An 18,767-nucleotide genomic window follows, 5' to 3' on the forward strand; every position below is an offset into this window, starting at 1 on the left:
TTGGAGTAAGCATGTTAATTTTTAAGACAGTATATGCATCAAATTGACGACCAGTGATTATCCCACTGGACGGATGATTGCTGGCTTGATTTCTCATAAGGCTTGCGTTGGCTAACCACACTGCCCGCCCCAGAACTCAACCTAAATTCACCATCAAGTAGCACAGCACCAGAAGCATCAGATAATGCCGATAATTCCACTAACTCTTTGGTTTGTTTAGACCAAATACCGTAGCAATTGCCTCGTGGCGAGGTGGCGATAATCCAATCATCGGATGCGGCAATACTTGCAATGTAGTGATTAAATCGCGCCCATTGCTCTGGCTCTGCGTTCAAGGATTCGAACTCACCGCCTTTCGTATGCATCGCTAAAAGTGAAGGATATTCATCAGGTTCGCCGCGATATTGCTGGCCACAAAGTACTGTCTCTGCCCCATCATGCGCTAAGTGTCGAATGCTTAACTTCTTATCCAGCAATTCAACCTGTTCAAGCAGCTCACCTTGCGATGAAACATAGCTCAAACTAGGCTGCATGGAATCCAAGTTTTTCGGTGTTCGACCATCAGTGTGTACACCGCCAACGCCGATAGCAAGATTACCATCAGGCATGATAATCACTTCGTGAGGGCCAATACCAAAACCGGTGAATTCTTCGACCTTACGGTATCCTTGCGCAACATCATAGACGCCAATCACGCCCTGGCTTGTGTCCGTTTTCCCTTCGGTCGCATACAGTAGAGTACCGTCTAACGAGTAAACGCCGTGACCATAGAAGTGACGGTTGTTACCCTTCACTACCATTTTTATCTGCTCACCACGTTTGTAGTCAAACACCATAAAGTAGTCACCAGGGCGACGGGCAAACACCACCGCATGGGATGACGTTGGACAAATGGCGACACCATGACCGCGCTCAGGGATAGGTAGCTGGTTCAGTGGCATGCCATACTCATCTGCAACAACCGCGGAATACTGACCTCGACCATTAAGTGCACAGCCAATCAACTGAGGCTTGCTCGATGCGTTTTCACCTGAACGGCTAGCACATCCGAACGGCAGCACTGGCACAGCAGCACAACCCAGTGCTGCTTTCAGTAAGGTTCTTCGTGTAGTATCAGTCACCATCGGTAGCATTAAATCCTATTACCACGCCAAGTTCTATCGCCACTTCTTCATGAATCAGGTACTTCAAACGCTCAAGTTTGTTGTACTGAGTCAGCACCTCGCGGTAACCCTCTTTACTCTGCAATAACTCAAACAAGCTTGAATCAGTAGGCCAAGTATCTAGCGTCAATGTGAACTGGCCAGCAACACGATCTGCAAGGTCGTTTAAGCCCTTCTCTCTCAATAATCCGTCTAGGCCATTGCCATCAGCAAGGTACAGATTCTGAAGTGCCGCTACATTGGCTTTTAGTTGAGTCATCGAGGTTTGTGCACGCCATGATTCTGAGAAATAAGGGCGCGGGTGACCAATTTTTGCCATTGGGCGGCTCAGCTTTTTCATGCTGTAATCAAGTTGGTTGGTCAGTAGTGCGATGTATTCCGACTCCCAACGCATCTCGTCCAAGGCTAGCCATGGGTTAACTTGCCAAGCTTCAGCAATTGAAGCTGATTTCATTGCCAAGTTTTGTGCGATTGCTTGTGAAGACAAACAGCCCGATGCTTTATCTTTAATCAGTGGCGATTGCTCGTCATAAAGTGACCATTCCAACGCGCCTAAACCTTGAACTGTCACGCTTTGTTGCGCGATTTCGTCTTGTGTCCAGGCTTTGGTCTGTTGAGTCAATTGACGCATCTTAAGACCCGTCGTGTTCTTCTTGTCTGGCCAGAACTGAACATTCCAGCTCTCTTCTAGTGCCGCCGTTGGACCACGTTCTTGCCCTTGCAGCGCCATCCAACTGTTCATGGTGATCTGCCACTGATTTTTAACTGCATCTAACTCAACGTTATTTGTTTCACAGTAACCTTGCATCAAGGCTTCTAATTCGCTCGATTGCTTAGCGAATAGTACTGCTGAATCAAACTCCTGTTGATACACACTACGACTAATATGACTTGTCGTGTCGGCTTGATAAGACACACCGTTAACCTCAGACGAAGCAACTTGCTCCCCTGATGATTGACAGCCTGCCATGGCTAAAACCGACAAAGGCATTAACAATAATTTTTGAGCCATGCTGTTACCTTACTTCCTAATTTTTCTTTTAATTATATGAGTTCATCAAATATGAAAACGACCGCTGAGCTCGTATTTCTACAAGTTCAGCGGCAGTCAGTCATTTATTTGCTACTTGTTTCGCTCATCAAGCCTCTGGCCCAAATGAGTTCAAGTTAGCTTAAAGTGAATCTAAGAACGCCAGCAGTGCTTCACGTTCGCTACGACTTAGTGACAACACTTTCTGTTTCGCCATCTCAGCTTCACCACCGTGCCATAGCACAGCTTCCATCACGTTTCTTGCTCGACCATCATGCAGCAAGAAGGTGTGGCCATTCACTTCTTTTGTATAACCTAAACCCCACAATGGTGTGGTTCGCCACTCACGTCCATTCGCTAGATACTCTGGACGATTATCCGCTAGGCCTTCACCCATATCATGCAGCAGCATATCGGTATAAGGGCTGATTAACTGGTTAGAGAGTGCAGGTAAACCGTCGCGCTTGGCTGTACGAATCTCAGCTTGGTGACAGCTTTGGCACCCAACCTCTTTGAACAGTTTCTTGCCTTGAACAACAGCAGGATCATCAACATTTCGACGAATTGGAACCGCTAAGTGCTGAGAGTAGAACTCAACAAAGTCGAGAATATTATTGCTGACTTCCGGCTCACCACCATTAGGGAAATCAACACAGGTTGACTGTGCTGATGTGCAGTTTTCATTCGGGAACAAACTACTTGTTAAACCTAAATCACCATTAAATGCCGCTGCGTTTTGCTGCATTAGGTTTGGTTGCCCTGCTTTCCAACCAAATCGACCCAACGCCATCTCGTTAGTTTGAACGTCAAGAACGTAATTGGCTTTGCCTGTTACACCTTGGTTGTCCGCAGCTTGCTGCTTCGCGAAGCCAAGAATCGTTTCTTGTGGAATGCTCTCGAGCAAACCTAGGCCGATCATTGGTGGCGCAACACGAGCTGAGAATTCAGTTTTAGGATGCATCTCACCGAACGCAAGCTCAGTAATTTTTAAAATCGGTTTACGCAGAGTAACGACCGTGCCGTCTTTGAAGGTAACAGGTACATCCGTGTAGCTAATGTTTACTTTACCCTCTGGTTTTACCCCTTGAAGCGCAAAGTCTTGTAGCTGACCACCGTAAGTTGGCTCTGGTATGCCGCCATCTCGGATAAAGGCTTGTCTTTGCTCTGGTGTTTCGGCCGGAATGCTTAAGCGAACTAGCATAGATACTGCGTTCTCATCGCCTTTTTCTGGCGCGTGGCCTCGCCCATCTTTGATGTGACAGTTTTGACAACCGTTCGTGTTAAACAACGGACCTAAACCATCACGAGCGTCAGTTGATGATGGCGCGGGTACCCATGGGTTTCTAAAGAAGCTATTACCAACGCTGAAATCTAAGCGCTTGCTCATTGGTAAATTAGCAGCAGGAAGAGAAAAAGCATTTGCTCCCTCTTTCTTTACGGTCGTTTTACCACCGGAGTAGGTTTCATGGGCGTGTAATGGAGATAAGAAAAACAGTGCAGTTAAGAGTGAGGCTGATAGATACGACTTCATACAGTGCCTTGCTGAATTTTTGATTTTAGTTTTTATAAGGAAGTGGCTTTTTTCTTAGCAAACAATTAAGGGCTCAATCAGAGCCCTTACATTGGTGTTTGACTCAGGTTCTTAGAACTCGTGATCAGCCGTGTCTGGGTTTAGGCTATCAATGCCAATCACACCAGCAGCACGCTCAATTGCAGCTGTTTGAGATACTAGAGCAACAATTGTTTTATTTACTAGTGCGTTACCTGCAGCGTTGTCAGCAGCAATTAGCTGGTCAAAGTGCTGGTTGTTTTTCTCAGCAGACATTACCAGTTGGCCTACTTGTGCACGTGCTAGGTCAAACTGCTTTTGAATCTCTTTCGCAGCTTGCTCATCTTTTTGCTCAACTAGGTCAAACAGGCTTGGACCTGAAAGTAGAGTACCGTCTTCACGCTTGTATAGACCCGTGTAAACGTTGTAGATACCTTGCTCGTTGTAGTAATGAGAGTTATGCGTGTTATCAGAGAAGCAATCGTGCTCATCTTCGGTAGAGTTCGCTTCTAATGCTACCTTCATACGCTCACCAGCAAGCTCACCAAGAGACAGTGAACCCATGCCGAATAGCATTTTACGTAGGCCGTTTTCACTTGATTCAGAAAGAAGCTCTTGACGGTAGTTACCTTTCTCGCCTTCAGCCCATTGCTTTTCCATCCACTCTAGGTCTTGAATTAGTAGCTCAGCTGATGCTTTTAGGTATGCGCCACGACGGTCACAGTTGCCATTTGTACACTCAGCACCAACAACGAAGTCAGTGTAAGCACGCTCACCTGCACCTGAGTTTGTGCCATTCAGATCTTGACCCCAAAGTAGGAATTCAATCGCGTGGTAACCCGATGCTACGTTTGCTTCAGAACCACCGATCTCGTTTAGCTCTGCGATTAACTCAGGAGTAATGTTCGTCGCATCTACTGTCGTCTGACCAATTTGGAACGTTTTGTTTGCAACGATGTTAGCGCTTGCGCCTTCGTTACCTAGTTCGTATTGGTAATCAGAAGAAACGTAATCGATCAGACCTTCATCTAGTGGCCATGCGTTTAGTTGACCTTCCCAATCATCAACAACCACGTTACCGAAGCGGAATACTTCAGACTGCTGGTATGGTACGCGAGATTCAAGCCAAGCTAGTTTTACTTTTTCGAAGTTGCCAGCAGAAGGAGAAGCTAAGAAGGTATCGATAGAAGAGTTCAACGCTTTTGCTGTGATTACTGAATCAGCAAATACCGCGTGTGCAATATCTGCGTAATGTTCTACTACTTGATCTTGAGTTACTGCAGCGAAAGAAGAAGCAGAGGCAAAAATGAGTGACGAAGTTACGGCTTTTGTCACTAAAGATTTGATAGTCATGAAGCATCCTTGTTGAGCTTTAAATTATTATTCGTAGTAATAGTGCAAACCATTATCATTTGCACTACGGATTGGAATAATACAAACTTACAATTTTATTGCAAGATAAATACAAAAAAACCTCACATATGTGAGGTCTTTAAACGTTTCTGTGTTAAGCGCAACAAGCTGCGGATTAGATATCCAAGTTATGCTTGCCGTGTGAAACTTTCGCTTTTAGGTAGCTTTCATTACCTGATTTGATATGAGCAGAGGTATTCACCACTTCTTCAATCTCAATACCAAAGGATTTTAGCTCATTGATCTTCTTAGGGTTGTTGGTGACTAAGCGGATTTTTGTGGTACCTAAAGCGCGTAGCATTTCAGCAGCTTCAGTAAAATCGCGTAGGTCATCGCCAAAACCTAGGTGGTTGTTGGCTTCATAGGTGTTCATGCCTTCGCTTTGAAGGCGGTACGCATCGATCTTGTTATATAAGCCAATACCACGACCTTCTTGACGTAAATAAAGAATCACGCCGCCAGTTTCACCCATAATTCTGATGGTTTCATCTAGCTGCTCACCGCAATCACAACGAGAAGAGTGGAAAACATCACCAGTAAGGCACTCAGAGTGCATACGAACAAGAGGTACATCTTGCGTCTTATCTGCTGATTTGAATATCACAGCAACATGCTCTTTATCTGTTTTCAATCCATGAAAAGAGAGCAATTCAGCATCAATACTGCTTGTTACTCCTACTTTGAAATCTATTCTGGCACGCACTTCCGCCATAGCTATACTCACTTGAAAATTCGATGTATTTAACAACACTACATTATATGTCTAGGCAATATTTTGTAGCTAACTATCTAATGATAGACACTATGAGGCTCTTAACAATTTTTTTCAAGGTCGATAGAGCACAAATTGTTATAATATAACAATTAATCTTCAGGTAACAAAAAACCCCACATTGGTTTGACCAACATGGGGTTATAAATGAATCAGTTGCAGCGGAACCTGCTATTTTTACCGAACACTCAACTTACTTGGGTCTGTTTCCAAATCACAAGTTGTACCCAAGCGTTCTCCAATTCAGCTAGCTCTTCTTGCGTCAGCGTAGAGATGCTCGACTTCGCACTGTATCTTTCTGCCCATTTGTCGGAACGAACATGGGTATGGAACTCTTTTTTTAAATTTGAGATAACGTTATCCACAGACACATCCTTATATACAGTGCTTAGCCTTTATAATCCGTTAATGTTACAAAATACAGGTCAATTGGTAAACAGTAATACACAATTTTTATGAGCGCTTTCTAACACTTTTTACTGATAAATATATAAATAACAGAAATAATAGGCTCGGTATCAACCAAAGTAATAAGTTTGCCGTGCTCAATGACGGTTTATAAAGCACAAATTCTCCAAACCTCTCCGTCATATATTGAGTAATTTCATGATTACTCTTCCCTGCTTTCACCATATTAAATACAACTAGACGTAAGTCCTTTGCAATTGGAGAGTTTGATTCAATCAGGTTTTGGTTTTGACATTGAGGGCAGCGCAGTGTCTTTGCTAAAGCAATGGCACGCTGTTGTTGGTCAGGACTTTCAAATTCAAAAAGTTCTACTTGAATGCTGGTGCTCTTATCGCTGGGTGTAAACAAGTCTTCCGCCACCGCAGGCAAACTCGTCACGATAATCATAGAGGCAAATAATATTATTTGGGCTAAAGATCTCATCATCCATCCACACCATCAAAATATAAGGCGAGCTCATCTTGCCATGCAGATTCATTAATAGCGCCCATTAACTTCTTCACAATATTTCCTTTGGCATCAACCAAATATGTCTCTGGGGTCCCTATTACACCTAATTCTAAAGCCAACTTACCATGAGGATCGCTAATCACTTTTGTATAGGGGTTGCCATCGCTTGATAACACATTCATTGCAGCCGCGGGGTTATCTCTATAGTTAAGCCCAACAATAGGAATCCCTTTATCGCGAAGTGCTAACAAATAGGTATGTTCCGATTTGCAGATACCACACCATGAAGCCCATACATTCACTAACTGGTAAGGGTGCTCAGTAATGTCTTTTAACGTCAGTTTTTGTTTACTGCTGATGCCTTCTCTATCCGTTAAAGCCATAGAAGTAAATTCAGGAAACGCTCTTTGTTGTATCGATACGGTGGTGGTTTGCTGTTTGTTATCAAGAGCAAACAAAAATACCAACACCAACACCAGTGCCAATACAATAAGCGTAATAAGTTTGTTACGAACGCTGGTATGCATACTGTGACGCCTTAACGGTTTTCTTTTTACGATGAGTTAACGAAAGCAGTGCCCCCAGTATGGATATCAAACCACCGAACCAAATCCAGCGCGCATACGCTTTGTATTGAACACGGAATGCATAAGCGGTTGAATCCACTTTTTCACCCATGGTGATATACACGTCGCCATGCCAGAACCACTTCATTGCTGGCTCACTCATGTTCATTACTCTGACTTGGTAATGTCTTCTCTCTGGTGCGATAGAAAATGCTTGTTCGTCGGCATGGAGGTTGAGCAAGGCTCTTTCTGCCGTAAAATTCGAAGCGACATAGAGCTCTGTATCGCGATGAGAGAGCGTCCAGTCCATAAACTCAACCTCTTCACCTGGGCTCAATTTGTAACTTCGCTCAAATGAATGGTAACTGTTCATCGCGGCGCCTATCGCTAATACTGCGACACCCACATGCGCCAACGTCATCACCCATACTTTGCGTTGAAACTTAGAGTTGCGCGTTACCGCCAAGCCGTAAACATGAGTCAGAGCTACCCAAAACGCAAGTGCCCATGTCAGTAGAACCATCACTTGAATCGCTTCAACTTGCGAAGCATAAGTTACAAAGCCAATACAGAGAGACAATAAGGCAATAATTCCAATCACACCTTTCGACGCTTGAGGTTTGATACTGAGCAATGGCGCTAACCCTATCACTCCCATCGCAAGCAGAGCCAATGGCGCAATAAGAAGATTAAAGTAAGGTGCGCCCACAGAGATATTTCCAAGGCCAAGTAATTCAAAAACCATTGGGTAGAAGGTACCAAACACCACCACCGCCGTAGCCAGTACAAATATAAGTACCGCCACTAAACTCAAAAAACTTTTACTCGCAAAGCTAGTGATTGGATTCGACTCGAAAGATTCACCACGAACAATAAGAAGAGAAAACGAACTCACTAACACCAAAACCAGTATCAGCAACAGCGCGATACCTTTGGTTGGGTCAACAGCAAAAGCATGAACGGAAGTGAGGACGCCAGATCGAACAATAAAGGTACCGAGGATACTTAAACAAAACGTAATGAAAGCAAGGCTAAGTGACCACTTCAGCAACTGTTGCTTGCCTTTAGCAACACCCAAACTGTGCAATAGAGCGGTTGATGTTAGCCAAGGTAATAGGCTGGCATTTTCTACCGGGTCCCAGAACCACCAACCACCCCACCCTAACTCGTAGTATGCCCACCAAGAACCAAGAATGATCCCCGCGGTTAAAAAGATCCAAGCGACCAAACACCAACTGCGACAATGAGCGACCCAATCGAACTCAATCGGATCCACTAGCAAAGCGGCCACAGCAAATGCCAAGACCACAGAGAAACCAACATAACCCAAATACAACAGAGGCGGATGGAATATCAAACCAACGTCTTGCAGCATTGGGTTAAGGTCACGCCCTTCAAGTGGCAAGGTCGAATTCAATTCAAATGGGTTCGAAGCAAATAAGGTAAACCATGCAAATATCGCGAGTAACACATTCATCACCCACAATACGCGGCTCTGATACTCAGAAGAATATTGCTTTTGTAGGGCAATCACACCCGACCAACAGCTAATGGTTAAGACCCAAAATAGCAATGAGCCTTCATGTCCAGCCCACACAGCTGCCATTTTGAAGAAGGTGGGCAGTTGAGTATTGGAGTGTTCTGCAACATAGAGGATGGAAAAGTCGTCACCGACAAAGGCATAGCCAAGTAAAACGATAGCGCCAATGGAAAACAAAGCGCTAGAGAGGGAGAAACTGCGAATTAAAGCCACATTTTGTGCTTGTTTAGTTAGCATTTGATACATCGAATGCACAGCAATAATGCTGCTGAGAACAGCGACTAAAATTAAACTAAACAGCCCCAAAGAACCGACCATATCACCTCAATCAGGATCTACCTAAGCAGAACCAAGTTAAACCATTATTGGCATTGATTGCTCAACTAGCTGATGTAACTCAACTAGCTATTATTACTCAACTAACTATTGTTACTCAGCGAAAAGAAATTTAGTGAGCAGATGTTTAGTATCCAACATCCACTCACTTATAATCTTGAGCGAAATTAAGCTAACGTTAATTGCCCTGCATAAAGGACAAAGGTTCTTAGCATTAATACGCCCATCAGGCTCAATGAAGTAACAGAGAAAATATACACAGTACTATGGCGAACCGATGCTGGTGTCACGGCGTTAAGCAACAAGGGTAAAACCATACCCACACCAATTACGCCATACCAGAACCAACTTGCCCAGAAACCACCGCCAATGGCGTTCCATACTGCCTGCTCACTTTGACCACCAGCAAATATCAACCCAGTGAAGAAAGTAACAAGGACAAACAGTTCAAACATAACAACAGGACGTTCGAAGCCGTGGATCCAAGAAATACTCGCACTATGCGGAGACTCCTTAAAGACCAACACACCAAATAAAATACATGCCGCCGCTCCCGAGGATAAACTCGAGAATAAGAACAATATCGGCAACACTGGGTTATTCAGCATTGGGAAGGTATTTAGCGCAGAGAGTAAGAAGCCAGTGTAAGCCGCAAGTAATAGCGCAAGCACAGCCAAGAATATTTCAAAAACATTCTCAAAAGATTCTAATTTGCCAATCCAGTTACTGACAAAATCGAGTCGCCCTTTTAACCATTCTTGATCACTCAAGAATACGGCAATCTGATTTCGGAATATAATGCCGATCCAAACAAATAGGATCACCATATACACTTGGAATAAGATCACACCCATCGACATCACTGACGTCGGATTATAGAAGATCATGATCTTCCAAAATGATAGTGGTTTCGTCAGGTGGAAAACCAAGATCAATAAACCTGAGATGATCCCGAATGGTGCTAGAAAAGCCGTTGCCTTTAATACACCATTATTCGCTGGATCCCCATCAATAACCTTTCTCTTGAGATAGATCGAGATCATCACTGCACCCGCTGACATACCCGCCAAAAACAGATAGATAGCAATGATCCAGTCCCAAACCACGGTACCTGATTGAAACGCTGTATCCCATGCACTCATAATCAAATCTCCCCTTTTTGGTGTGGCACTTTATAGAGTTTTGGCTGAGTACCTAGATAAGCCTTATCTCTGTAAACCACTTCAGATTTAAGTACCTGGTTTATCTCGCTCTTAGGGTCATTCAAGTCGCCAAATATCAGCGCATTGGTAGGGCAAGATTCAACACAAGCAGGTAATTTACCTTGTGCAAGATTGGTATCGCGGCAGAAGTTACATTTGTCGGCCGACTTATTCTCAGGATGGAAGAAGCGCACTTGATATGGACAAGCTAGCAGGCAATAACCACAGCCGACACACTTCTCTTTATGTACATCGACAATTCCTGTCTTCTCATCTTTATAGGCGGCGCCTGTTGGGCAAACCATCACACAAGGTGCATTATCACAATGTTGACAAGAGTTACGAGTGAAACGGTAATCAACATTTGGATATTCACCTTGAGGTTCACTCTTTACGATTTCTAAGCGCGATACGCCTTCAGGCACTTTGTTTACTTCACGACACGCCTCAGTACAAGCAGTACAGCCAATACAAGCAGTTTCGTCATGAACCATTCCGTAACGCTTGGTGCCATCTTCCTGAACGTTAGCCAGCGTTTTGCGGCTTGTAACCGCTGCAGTACCTGCAACACCAGTTGTGAAAATAACGGCACCCGCGCCAGCTAAAAAGTTTCTTCTTGAGCAGCTCATAGATTACTCCCCTTCTTTCTTCTGGTTGAAGTCTGAATGGCAATCCACACACAGCTTGATGGTTTGCTTTTTATCTAAGCCAAGCACCTTCGCTTCACTCGCATGCACATCGTGACAGTTTGAACACGTTAAGTTTTGTGCGTGTACGTCATGAGTCCAACTCGCTTCGCGCAGATCATCAGGCTTATGACAATCTATACATTGGCTGTTGGCGTCTAGGATTAAGCTAGGATCGAGGAAAACCTTTTCGGTTCCGGGTTGTGATTGAGCCGCGCGATACTTCACCACCTCAGGTGCACCATCACGGTGATCGGGGCCAATAGAACTATGACAATCTGTGCAATTCACTTCACGGCCAAGCAAAGCGTGCGCACTCTCACCATGTGAACCAAATACCGTTTCTTTAGAATCTTTATGGCATTGGACACACTTGTAATCTTTGTCACGTATTAATTCGACTTCATGTCTTGTTGACTCTCCTACTGGCGTAACAGCAGGCTCTGCAACAGCATGAATGGAATAACCATAGAGGCAGAATGCTAGAAGGGATTTAAGCATTATGACTATGGCCAATTTAATATTGCCCATTTTATCCTTTCCTTATACCGGCATTATTTAACTCTCAACTAAATAATATTCCGGTTAAACAAAAGTACCCTTAAACGATATTATTACCGCTTAAATGATATCAATTCTTATTTTGGATAAGCCACAACGCTTTCTATATTTAGAATATACCCCTAATTAGGTAAAGCGAAATATACAAAGGGTAATATGTGAACACAATCACCCTATTTATAGTGAGGGCATGTCGGGTAATTATTTGTTATATATGATAATAATTCTCAATAAGGCCAGTCTAACTTGATGTCCATATACCCCTTTAGGGTTATATAAACTTCAACGTGATTGAAGTCACTGTCATTAATTGATCTAAAACAAGCAAACATCCGACACGTAACAAAATGTGTTTATTTATGAATTAATATAAACAGCAATTCTCCAGTTCTTAATTTGAATAGCAAACTCACAACGCTTGGTATAAAAATCAGTATATTGGAGATATCACTGTGAAAAAGCATTGGATACGTAATTCCGTCACAGCATTATTAATGGTTAGCGCATCACTAGTAAGCGCGACCAGCTTTGCTGCGTCTGAACAAAAAGAAATTGGTGATCCTCGTAACGACCAGTTCGAGCAAAACCACCCAGATCAATACCATTCATGGAGACAAACGTCAGAGAGCGAAGCCATTGAAGACGCACTAAAAGAAGATCCAAACATGGTTATTCTATGGGCGGGCTACGGTTTCGCGAAAGACTACAACAAAGCCCGCGGCCACTTTTATGCGGTTGATGATGTAAGACAAACCCTGCGTACTGGTGGACCAACCGACGAAAACTCAGGCCCAATGCCAATGGCGTGCTGGAGCTGTAAAAGCCCAGACGTAGCACGCGTTATTGAAGAGCGTGGTGAAGACGGCTACTTTGAAGGTAAATGGGCTCGTCTTGGCAGTGAGATAGTCAATCCAATTGGTTGCGCCGACTGTCACGATACTCAAAGTGAAGGCTTTAAAAATGGCGAACCTGCACTAAAGATCACTCGTCCTTATGTTGAACGTGCGTTCGATGCGATTGGGAAGAACTTCGAAGAGCAAGGTCGCTTTGATCAGCAAGCCTCTGTGTGTGCTCAGTGTCACGTGGAATACTACTTCACAGGTCCAACAAAAGGTGTGAAGTTCCCTTGGGATAAAGGGACGCGTGTTGAACAGATGGAAGAGTACTACGATGAGATTGGTTTTAAAGATTGGACACATAAAGTCTCTAAAGCACCTATGTTAAAGGCTCAGCACCCAGGTTACGAAACTTGGCGTGAAGGTATTCACGGTAAGAACAACGTTGCTTGTGTTGACTGCCACATGCCTAAAGTGACGAAAGAAGACGGTACCGTTTACACCGACCATAAAGTAGGTAACCCGTTTGACCGCTTCGAAGACACTTGTGCTAACTGCCATACTCAATCTAAAGAGACCATGCGTAACATCGTTTCAAGCCGCAAAGCTCAAGTACTAAACATGAAGCTGACAGCTGAGAAACAAATCGTAGCCGCTCACTTTGAAGCAGGCGCAGCATGGGAAGCAGGCGCAACAGAACAAGAGATGGAGCCCATCCTACAAGATATCCGTCACGCTCAATGGCGCTGGGACTACGCTATCGCATCTCATGGTGTTCACATGCACGCACCTGAAGTAGCCCTAGAGGTTCTTGGAACGGCGGTTGACCGCGCAGCAGACGCGCGAACTAAGATTGTTCGTCTACTTGCGAAGAAAGGCATTACCGATCCAATCGAGATTCCAGATATCTCAACCAAAGAAGCCGCTCAGAAAGCGTTAGGAATGGACATGGATAAGATGAATGCTGAGAAACAACACTTCTTAGACACCGTGGTACCTAAGTGGGAAGAGCAAGCTGAAAAGCGTGAAGCTAACTACGAATACTAGTTCCTTCAAATAGACCAATAAGAGAAAACCAGTCACACTGTAAAGTGTGTGGCTGGTTTTTTAGATTTGGGCGCACTCAACCGTCCCAATTTCACATTACCCTTTAGCTAATTCAAGGAACAAAGAATGAAGCACTTACTTTCGCTTTCGGCATTATGCATCGCATTAATAAGTTCAGGACTTCACGCCTCAGAACGAGCAGAAACAGGGTGGGAAATGATTGAGGAAGGTGCGCTTGTGGTTGATGTCAGGACACCAGGAGAGTTCAAGCAAGGTCATCTGGACAATGCGCTTAACTACCCTCTTTCTGAAGTCGCTACGCACTTTGCCAGAATAGACAAAGCTCAACCTATCGTTTTGTATTGCCGCAGTGGTAACCGCTCAGGACAAGCTTACCAACATTTGAAAGCTCAAGGGTTTACACAGATCCACAACGCTGGCGGCTTAATTGAGATGCAAGAAAGCAAATAATCTAGAAATTAAAGATAGTGCCCGTTTAACGGATCATTTGCTTAGCTTGGTTAATCGAATGGATGATAGAGACACGATCAATGCCTTTCTGGTTAGAATCGAGAATTTGAGTCCAAGCATCGATCGCTTGTTGATAGCGCATACTGATGAAGTGATCGGTCGCTATCAACATCAATGCCGTACGATCGTTGGGATCAAGCTCCATGGATTGATTTAAGAGCACTTTCACATCATCACTCATCGCCTGTGAACTTAGGTAATACAAGGCGCTCGCTTTAGCTGCATAAAGCCCTGAAGGCGCCTGTGGGTCTAAACGAATCGCATAGTCGTAACAGGTAAATGCAGCATCAAACTCCCCTTTCTGCATATAAACACCACCAAGCTTAAACCAAAGGTCTGATTGATTAGGGTCTTGCTCCAAGCTCTGCTGAAGTTCATTTTGGAAATCTGTTGCTGTATAGCTGCTGTCGTCACTTGAAGCAAGTTGAGGGGCTTCTTGTTTCATCTGAGACCAAACCAGAATGCTGGCTAATATCGCCACACATGAAATAAGGAGGTTGCCTTTAAGATGACTGGTTTTTCTGTTTGATGCGATCACGACTGCCACTAGAAATAGGCTCATTAGCAGCAAAGCAATCAGTAACCAGATATCCATTCCACTCTCCTTTCATTGACGCTTTACTGTACCTTTTTCTCACTAAAACAATATTGATCGAGGTTTAGCTATTGGCTTTTAAACAAGTCACAGCCAAATTCTAGGTAATAAAAAACCGAGCACAATGGCTCGGCTTTTTGTCTCAACTTCTATTTATAGAAGTGAAAGATTACTCAGTGTCTTGCTCGCTATCAGAAGCGTCTGATGCTTGCTCTTCACTTGATTCAGAAACGACTGCTGCTTCAGCGTTTGCTACTTCAGCTTCGCCTTCAACAACCTCAGCTTCTTCTACTTCGTCGATACGTTGTAGACCTACAACATTCTCGTCGTCAGAAGTACGAATCAGTGTTACACCTTGAGTGTTACGACCAACTTGGCTCACTTCCGCAACGCGAGTACGTACTAGCGTACCTGCGTCGGTGATCATCATCATTTCGTCGCCTTCTTCAACTTGAACAGCGCCAACAACTGGGCCATTACGTTCAGAGACTTTGATAGAAACCACACCCTGCGTTGCACGGCCTTTCGTTGGGTATTCAGCTAGTTCAGTACGCTTACCGTAACCGTTTTGAGTCACAGTTAGGATATCGCCTTCGTTAGAAGGAACAATCAACGATACTACTTGATCGTCTTCTGGAAGCTTCATACCACGAACACCAGAGGCAGTACGGCCCATTGCACGTACTTTGTCCTCGTTAAAGCGAACAACTTTGCCCGATTTAGAGAACAGCATGATGTCGCTATCACCGTTAGTGATGTCAACGCCAATCAGTGAATCATCGTCACGTAGGTTAACTGCAATTAGGCCGTTAGCACGTACGTTTGCGAACTGATCCAGTGATGTCTTCTTAACAGTACCGTCACCCGTTGCCATGAAGATGAATTTCTCATTAGAGAACTCAGAAACAGGCAGGATAGCCGTGATACGCTCACCTTCTTCTAGAGGAAGAATGTTAACGATAGGCTTACCACGAGCAGTACGACTTGCTAATGGCAGTTGGTAAACTTTCAGACGGTATGTCTTACCACGAGTAGAGAAACATAGGATGTTATCGTGAGTATTAGCAACAAGCAGACGCTCAATGTAATCCTCATCTTTCATCTTAGTTGCACTCTTACCTTTACCACCACGACGCTGAGCTTCGTAGTCGCTTAGGATTTGGTACTTAACGTAACCTGCGTTAGAAAGCGTTACTACAACGTCTTCTTGAGCAATCAGCTCTTCCATGTCGATGTCATGAACTGCCGCTGTGATTTCTGTACGACGCTCGTCGCCATAGATTTCACGTACCGCTTCAAGTTCTTCACGGATAACTTCCATCAAACGCTCAGTGCTTGCAAGAATATGCATTAGCTCAGCGATTTCTTCTAGAAGTGCTTTGTACTCGTCTAGAATCTTCTCGTGCTCAAGGCCAGTTAGGCGGTGAAGACGAAGTTCTAGAATTGCTTGTGCTTGTGTTTCCGTTAGGAAGTATTGACCATCGCGGATGCCGTATTGGTCTTCCAACCAATCAGGACGAGCTGCGTCAGTACCTGCACGCTCAAGCATTGAAGCTACGTTACCAAGGTCCCAGCCGCGAGCAACTAAGCCTGCTTTTGCGTCAGCTGGTGTTGGAGCGTTACGGATAAGTTCAATGATTTCGTCAATGTTAGCCAATGCTAGAGACAGAGCTTCAAGAATGTGTGCACGGTCGCGCGCTTTCTTCAGTTCGAAGATAGTACGACGTGTCACCACTTCGCGACGGTGGTCAACGAAGCACTTAAGCATGTCTTTTAGGTTAAACAACTGTGGTTGGCCATTGTTTAGAGCAACCATGTTGATACCGAAAGTCGTTTGCAGCTGAGTTTGTGCGTATAGGTTGTTCAGAACAACTTCACCCACAGCGTCACGCTTACATTCAATAACAATACGCATACCATCTTTATCAGATTCGTCACGTAGAGCACTGATGCCTTCTACTTTCTTATCTTTAACCAGTTCAGCAATTTTCTCGATCAAACGAGCTTTGTTTACTTGGTAAGGGATCTCAGTAACGATAATGGTTTCTTTACCATTCTTGTCAGCTTCGATATCCGCTTTTGAACGCATGTAAACCTTACCGCGGCCAGTCTTGTATGCATCTACGATGCCTTTACGACCACTGATAAGTGCTGCTGTCGGGAAGTCAGGACCAGGAATGTAGTCCATTAGCTCATCAATAGTGATCTCTTCATTATTGATAAGTGCTAAACAGCCATCAACAACTTCACCTAGGTTATGAGGTGGGATGTTGGTAGCCATACCTACTGCGATACCAGAAGCACCGTTCACCAATAGGTTAGGAATTTTTGTCGGAAGAACTGCTGGGATTTGTTCAGTACCATCGTAGTTCGGTACGTAATCCACAGTTTCCTTATCAAGGTCAGCCAAAAGCTCGTGAGCAATTTTCGCCATACGAACTTCGGTATAACGCATTGCAGCCGCGGAGTCGCCATCGATAGAACCAAAGTTACCTTGGCCATCAACTAGCATGTAACGCAGTGAGAACGGTTGAGCCATACGAACAATTGTGTCGTATACAGCACTATCACCATGCGGGTGGTATTTACCGATTACATCACCTACTACACGAGCAGACTTTTTATATGGTTTGTTCCAATCATTACCTAGTACATTCATCGCGAACAAAACGCGGCGGTGTACTGGTTTTAGGCCATCACGCACATCTGGAAGGGCACGACCAACGATGACGGACATCGCATAGTCTAGGTATGAACCTCTAAGCTCATCTTCAATATTTACGGGCGTGATCTCTTTCGCTAGATCGCTCATAGAGCCATTTTCCCTCTATAGTCAGATCGTATATTTGAATACGTATAAGACCGAAAAATATAACACAAATTTACCTACGGAGGCATCACTTTCCCTATCCTTTTACCATCTTGTGACCCTTGTAGCCAATCAATTGATGAGAAATTGCACCTCAGCATCATATCTCGCTGAAACATGGTCACTTTACATCCAATAAATTCGCAAAATTGTAGATCTTCTGGTCAGCGAGAAAAGGCAAGTTATAATGCCTGCAATTTCATGGATGCATTATTTAACTTGGAAATGCCGATTATGACTAAATCACAAAACGTAGACCCAGCAGAAATTAAAAAATTCGAAGACATGGCGTCACGCTGGTGGGATCTCGAAGGCGAGTTTAAGCCGCTACACCAAATCAACCCACTTCGCCTAAATTACGTGCTAGAAAAAACCGAAGGCTTGTTTGGTAAGAAAGTACTCGACGTTGGCTGCGGCGGCGGTATTTTAGCGGAGAGCATGGCTGTTGAAGGTGCGGTAGTCACTGGCTTAGACATGGGCAAAGAGCCGCTCGAAGTGGCACGTCTTCATGCACTAGAAACCGGCACCAAGCTAGATTACATCCAAAGCACGATTGAAGATCATGCAGAGCAAAACCCGCAAACTTACGATGTGGTGACTTGTATGGAAATGCTTGAGCATGTACCAGACCCACAATCCGTGATTACCGCGTGTTCAAAATTGGTGAAACCAGGCGGACATGTGTTCTTCTCTACGTTGAACCGTAATTTCAAATCTTACCTGTTCGCGATTGTTGGCGCAGAAAAACTGCTTAGAATTGTTCCTGAAGGCACACATGAGCATGACAAGTTCATTCGCCCAGCTGAGCTAATCAAGATGATCGATAACACCCCACTTCAAGAATTAGGCATCACTGGACTGCACTATAATCCGTTAACAGACAGTTACCGTTTAGGGCAAAATGTAGATGTTAACTACATAGTTCATACGCAAAATTTCGCCTAACCAATATCAAAAAGCCAACCGTAAAATCTTTTATAAAAAAAGACTAATGAAAAGAGTTGCAATTAACATAAGTTTGCGACTTTTTTCAGTCTAAATTTCGTGCGCCAGCTTCCATTTTAACCACCTCGATTTAAATTTAATCGCCGAAAATCCATCGCTCATTTTGCCCAAAGATCAAGGTATTTTTTTTTATCAGCGTGCAAAAATA

17 protein-coding genes are annotated in these 18,767 nt (G+C 44.1%); 3 read left to right on the top strand and 14 right to left on the bottom strand.

Translation table 11 applies throughout. From position 1 onward, the window contains the following. Positions 1-38: 38 nt before the first annotated feature. The 12 genes from F0228_RS14300 to nrfB form a co-directional block, all read right to left on the bottom strand. Positions 39-1,124 carry a DUF1513 domain-containing protein gene (locus F0228_RS14300; protein WP_105057329.1) on the bottom strand — a complete coding sequence of 362 codons (1,086 nt, stop codon included), beginning with the start codon at positions 1,122-1,124 and terminating at the stop codon, positions 39-41. Then, positions 1,114-2,175 (bottom strand): imelysin family protein, encoded by a 1,062-nt coding sequence (locus F0228_RS14305; RefSeq protein WP_171762375.1) that lies wholly within the window; start codon positions 2,173-2,175, stop codon positions 1,114-1,116. The genes F0228_RS14300 and F0228_RS14305 overlap by 11 nt, the downstream gene beginning before the upstream one ends. Positions 2,176-2,335: 160 nt before the next feature. Then, positions 2,336-3,724 carry a di-heme oxidoredictase family protein gene (locus tag F0228_RS14310; RefSeq protein ID WP_171762376.1) on the bottom strand — a complete coding sequence of 463 codons (1,389 nt, stop codon included), beginning with the start codon at positions 3,722-3,724 and terminating at the stop codon, positions 2,336-2,338. Between the two features lie 111 nt (positions 3,725-3,835). Next, entirely contained in the window at positions 3,836-5,095 is a 1,260-nt protein-coding gene (locus F0228_RS14315) for an imelysin family protein (protein WP_171762377.1), read from the bottom strand. Between the two features lie 175 nt (positions 5,096-5,270). Further along, complete coding sequence (gene ribA / locus F0228_RS14320) at positions 5,271-5,906, bottom strand: GTP cyclohydrolase II (RefSeq protein ID WP_345775983.1); 636 nt, start codon at positions 5,904-5,906, stop codon at positions 5,271-5,273. Between the two features lie 209 nt (positions 5,907-6,115). Then, on the bottom strand, positions 6,116-6,292 hold the full coding sequence (locus F0228_RS14325; RefSeq protein WP_008222025.1) for a hypothetical protein: 177 nt from the start codon (positions 6,290-6,292) through the stop codon (positions 6,116-6,118). Positions 6,293-6,380: 88 nt separating this feature from the next. Further along, positions 6,381-6,821 carry a cytochrome c-type biogenesis protein CcmH gene (locus F0228_RS14330; protein ID WP_061032782.1) on the bottom strand — a complete coding sequence of 147 codons (441 nt, stop codon included), beginning with the start codon at positions 6,819-6,821 and terminating at the stop codon, positions 6,381-6,383. Further along, a complete protein-coding gene (locus F0228_RS14335) occupies positions 6,818-7,372 on the bottom strand; it encodes a DsbE family thiol:disulfide interchange protein (RefSeq protein WP_171762378.1) in 555 nt (184 codons plus the stop codon). The genes F0228_RS14330 and F0228_RS14335 overlap by 4 nt, the downstream gene beginning before the upstream one ends. Continuing rightward, entirely contained in the window at positions 7,353-9,269 is a 1,917-nt protein-coding gene (locus tag F0228_RS14340) for a heme lyase CcmF/NrfE family subunit (RefSeq protein ID WP_171731628.1), read from the bottom strand. The genes F0228_RS14335 and F0228_RS14340 overlap by 20 nt, the downstream gene beginning before the upstream one ends. A 185-nt stretch (positions 9,270-9,454) precedes the next feature. Then, a complete protein-coding gene (gene nrfD / locus F0228_RS14345; RefSeq protein WP_061032785.1) occupies positions 9,455-10,429 on the bottom strand; it encodes a cytochrome c nitrite reductase subunit NrfD in 975 nt (324 codons plus the stop codon). A 2-nt stretch (positions 10,430-10,431) separates the two neighbouring features. Continuing rightward, positions 10,432-11,118 (bottom strand): cytochrome c nitrite reductase Fe-S protein, encoded by a 687-nt coding sequence (nrfC, locus tag F0228_RS14350; protein ID WP_061032786.1) that lies wholly within the window; start codon positions 11,116-11,118, stop codon positions 10,432-10,434. 3 nt (positions 11,119-11,121) lie between these two features. Continuing rightward, the gene (nrfB, locus tag F0228_RS14355; RefSeq protein ID WP_008222036.1) at positions 11,122-11,706 is read right to left on the bottom strand and encodes a cytochrome c nitrite reductase pentaheme subunit; all 585 of its coding nucleotides are present in this window, start codon (positions 11,704-11,706) and stop codon (positions 11,122-11,124) included. A gap of 482 nt (positions 11,707-12,188) precedes the next feature. Between nrfB and nrfA the strand changes: the two genes are divergently transcribed. Beyond that, positions 12,189-13,619: an ammonia-forming nitrite reductase cytochrome c552 subunit gene (gene nrfA, locus F0228_RS14360; RefSeq protein WP_171762379.1), complete on the top strand. Its 1,431-nt coding sequence runs from the start codon at positions 12,189-12,191 to the stop codon at positions 13,617-13,619. Positions 13,620-13,745: 126 nt separating this feature from the next. Beyond that, on the top strand, positions 13,746-14,090 hold the full coding sequence (locus F0228_RS14365; RefSeq protein ID WP_171762380.1) for a rhodanese-like domain-containing protein: 345 nt from the start codon (positions 13,746-13,748) through the stop codon (positions 14,088-14,090). Positions 14,091-14,115: 25 nt separating this feature from the next. Here F0228_RS14365 and F0228_RS14370 read toward each other — a convergent pair whose 3' ends face one another. Continuing rightward, positions 14,116-14,745 (bottom strand): tetratricopeptide repeat protein, encoded by a 630-nt coding sequence (locus F0228_RS14370; RefSeq protein ID WP_061032789.1) that lies wholly within the window; start codon positions 14,743-14,745, stop codon positions 14,116-14,118. Between the two features lie 169 nt (positions 14,746-14,914). After that, positions 14,915-17,557 (bottom strand): DNA topoisomerase (ATP-hydrolyzing) subunit A, encoded by a 2,643-nt coding sequence (gene gyrA, locus F0228_RS14375; protein WP_061032790.1) that lies wholly within the window; start codon positions 17,555-17,557, stop codon positions 14,915-14,917. A gap of 258 nt (positions 17,558-17,815) precedes the next feature. On the opposite strand from gyrA, the gene ubiG reads away from it, so the two are divergent. After that, a complete protein-coding gene (ubiG, locus tag F0228_RS14380) occupies positions 17,816-18,559 on the top strand; it encodes a bifunctional 2-polyprenyl-6-hydroxyphenol methylase/3-demethylubiquinol 3-O-methyltransferase UbiG (protein WP_171731632.1) in 744 nt (247 codons plus the stop codon). Positions 18,560-18,767: the final 208 nt, after the last annotated feature.

The sequence above is a fragment of the Vibrio sp. 99K-1 genome (assembly GCF_013114585.1).
Lineage (GTDB): Bacteria > Pseudomonadota > Gammaproteobacteria > Enterobacterales > Vibrionaceae > Vibrio > Vibrio chagasii_B.

Excerpts from the sequence above, each read along its gene's own strand:
- F0228_RS14365 (WP_171762380.1), top strand. The coding sequence starts at position 13,746 with ATGAAGCACTTACTTTCGCTTTCGGCATTATGCATCGCATTAATAAGT.
- F0228_RS14370 (WP_061032789.1), bottom strand. The coding sequence starts at position 14,745 with ATGGATATCTGGTTACTGATTGCTTTGCTGCTAATGAGCCTATTTCTA.
- F0228_RS14335 (WP_171762378.1), bottom strand. The coding sequence starts at position 7,372 with ATGCATACCAGCGTTCGTAACAAACTTATTACGCTTATTGTATTGGCA.
- F0228_RS14300 (WP_105057329.1), bottom strand. The coding sequence starts at position 1,124 with ATGGTGACTGATACTACACGAAGAACCTTACTGAAAGCAGCACTGGGT.
- nrfB (WP_008222036.1), bottom strand. The coding sequence starts at position 11,706 with ATGGGCAATATTAAATTGGCCATAGTCATAATGCTTAAATCCCTTCTA.
- nrfC (WP_061032786.1), bottom strand. The coding sequence starts at position 11,118 with ATGAGCTGCTCAAGAAGAAACTTTTTAGCTGGCGCGGGTGCCGTTATT.
- F0228_RS14310 (WP_171762376.1), bottom strand. The coding sequence starts at position 3,724 with ATGAAGTCGTATCTATCAGCCTCACTCTTAACTGCACTGTTTTTCTTA.
- F0228_RS14330 (WP_061032782.1), bottom strand. The coding sequence starts at position 6,821 with ATGATGAGATCTTTAGCCCAAATAATATTATTTGCCTCTATGATTATC.
- ubiG (WP_171731632.1), top strand. The coding sequence starts at position 17,816 with ATGGATGCATTATTTAACTTGGAAATGCCGATTATGACTAAATCACAA.
- nrfD (WP_061032785.1), bottom strand. The coding sequence starts at position 10,429 with ATGAGTGCATGGGATACAGCGTTTCAATCAGGTACCGTGGTTTGGGAC.
- F0228_RS14340 (WP_171731628.1), bottom strand. The coding sequence starts at position 9,269 with ATGGTCGGTTCTTTGGGGCTGTTTAGTTTAATTTTAGTCGCTGTTCTC.
- F0228_RS14315 (WP_171762377.1), bottom strand. The coding sequence starts at position 5,095 with ATGACTATCAAATCTTTAGTGACAAAAGCCGTAACTTCGTCACTCATT.
- gyrA (WP_061032790.1), bottom strand. The coding sequence starts at position 17,557 with ATGAGCGATCTAGCGAAAGAGATCACGCCCGTAAATATTGAAGATGAG.
- F0228_RS14305 (WP_171762375.1), bottom strand. The coding sequence starts at position 2,175 with ATGGCTCAAAAATTATTGTTAATGCCTTTGTCGGTTTTAGCCATGGCA.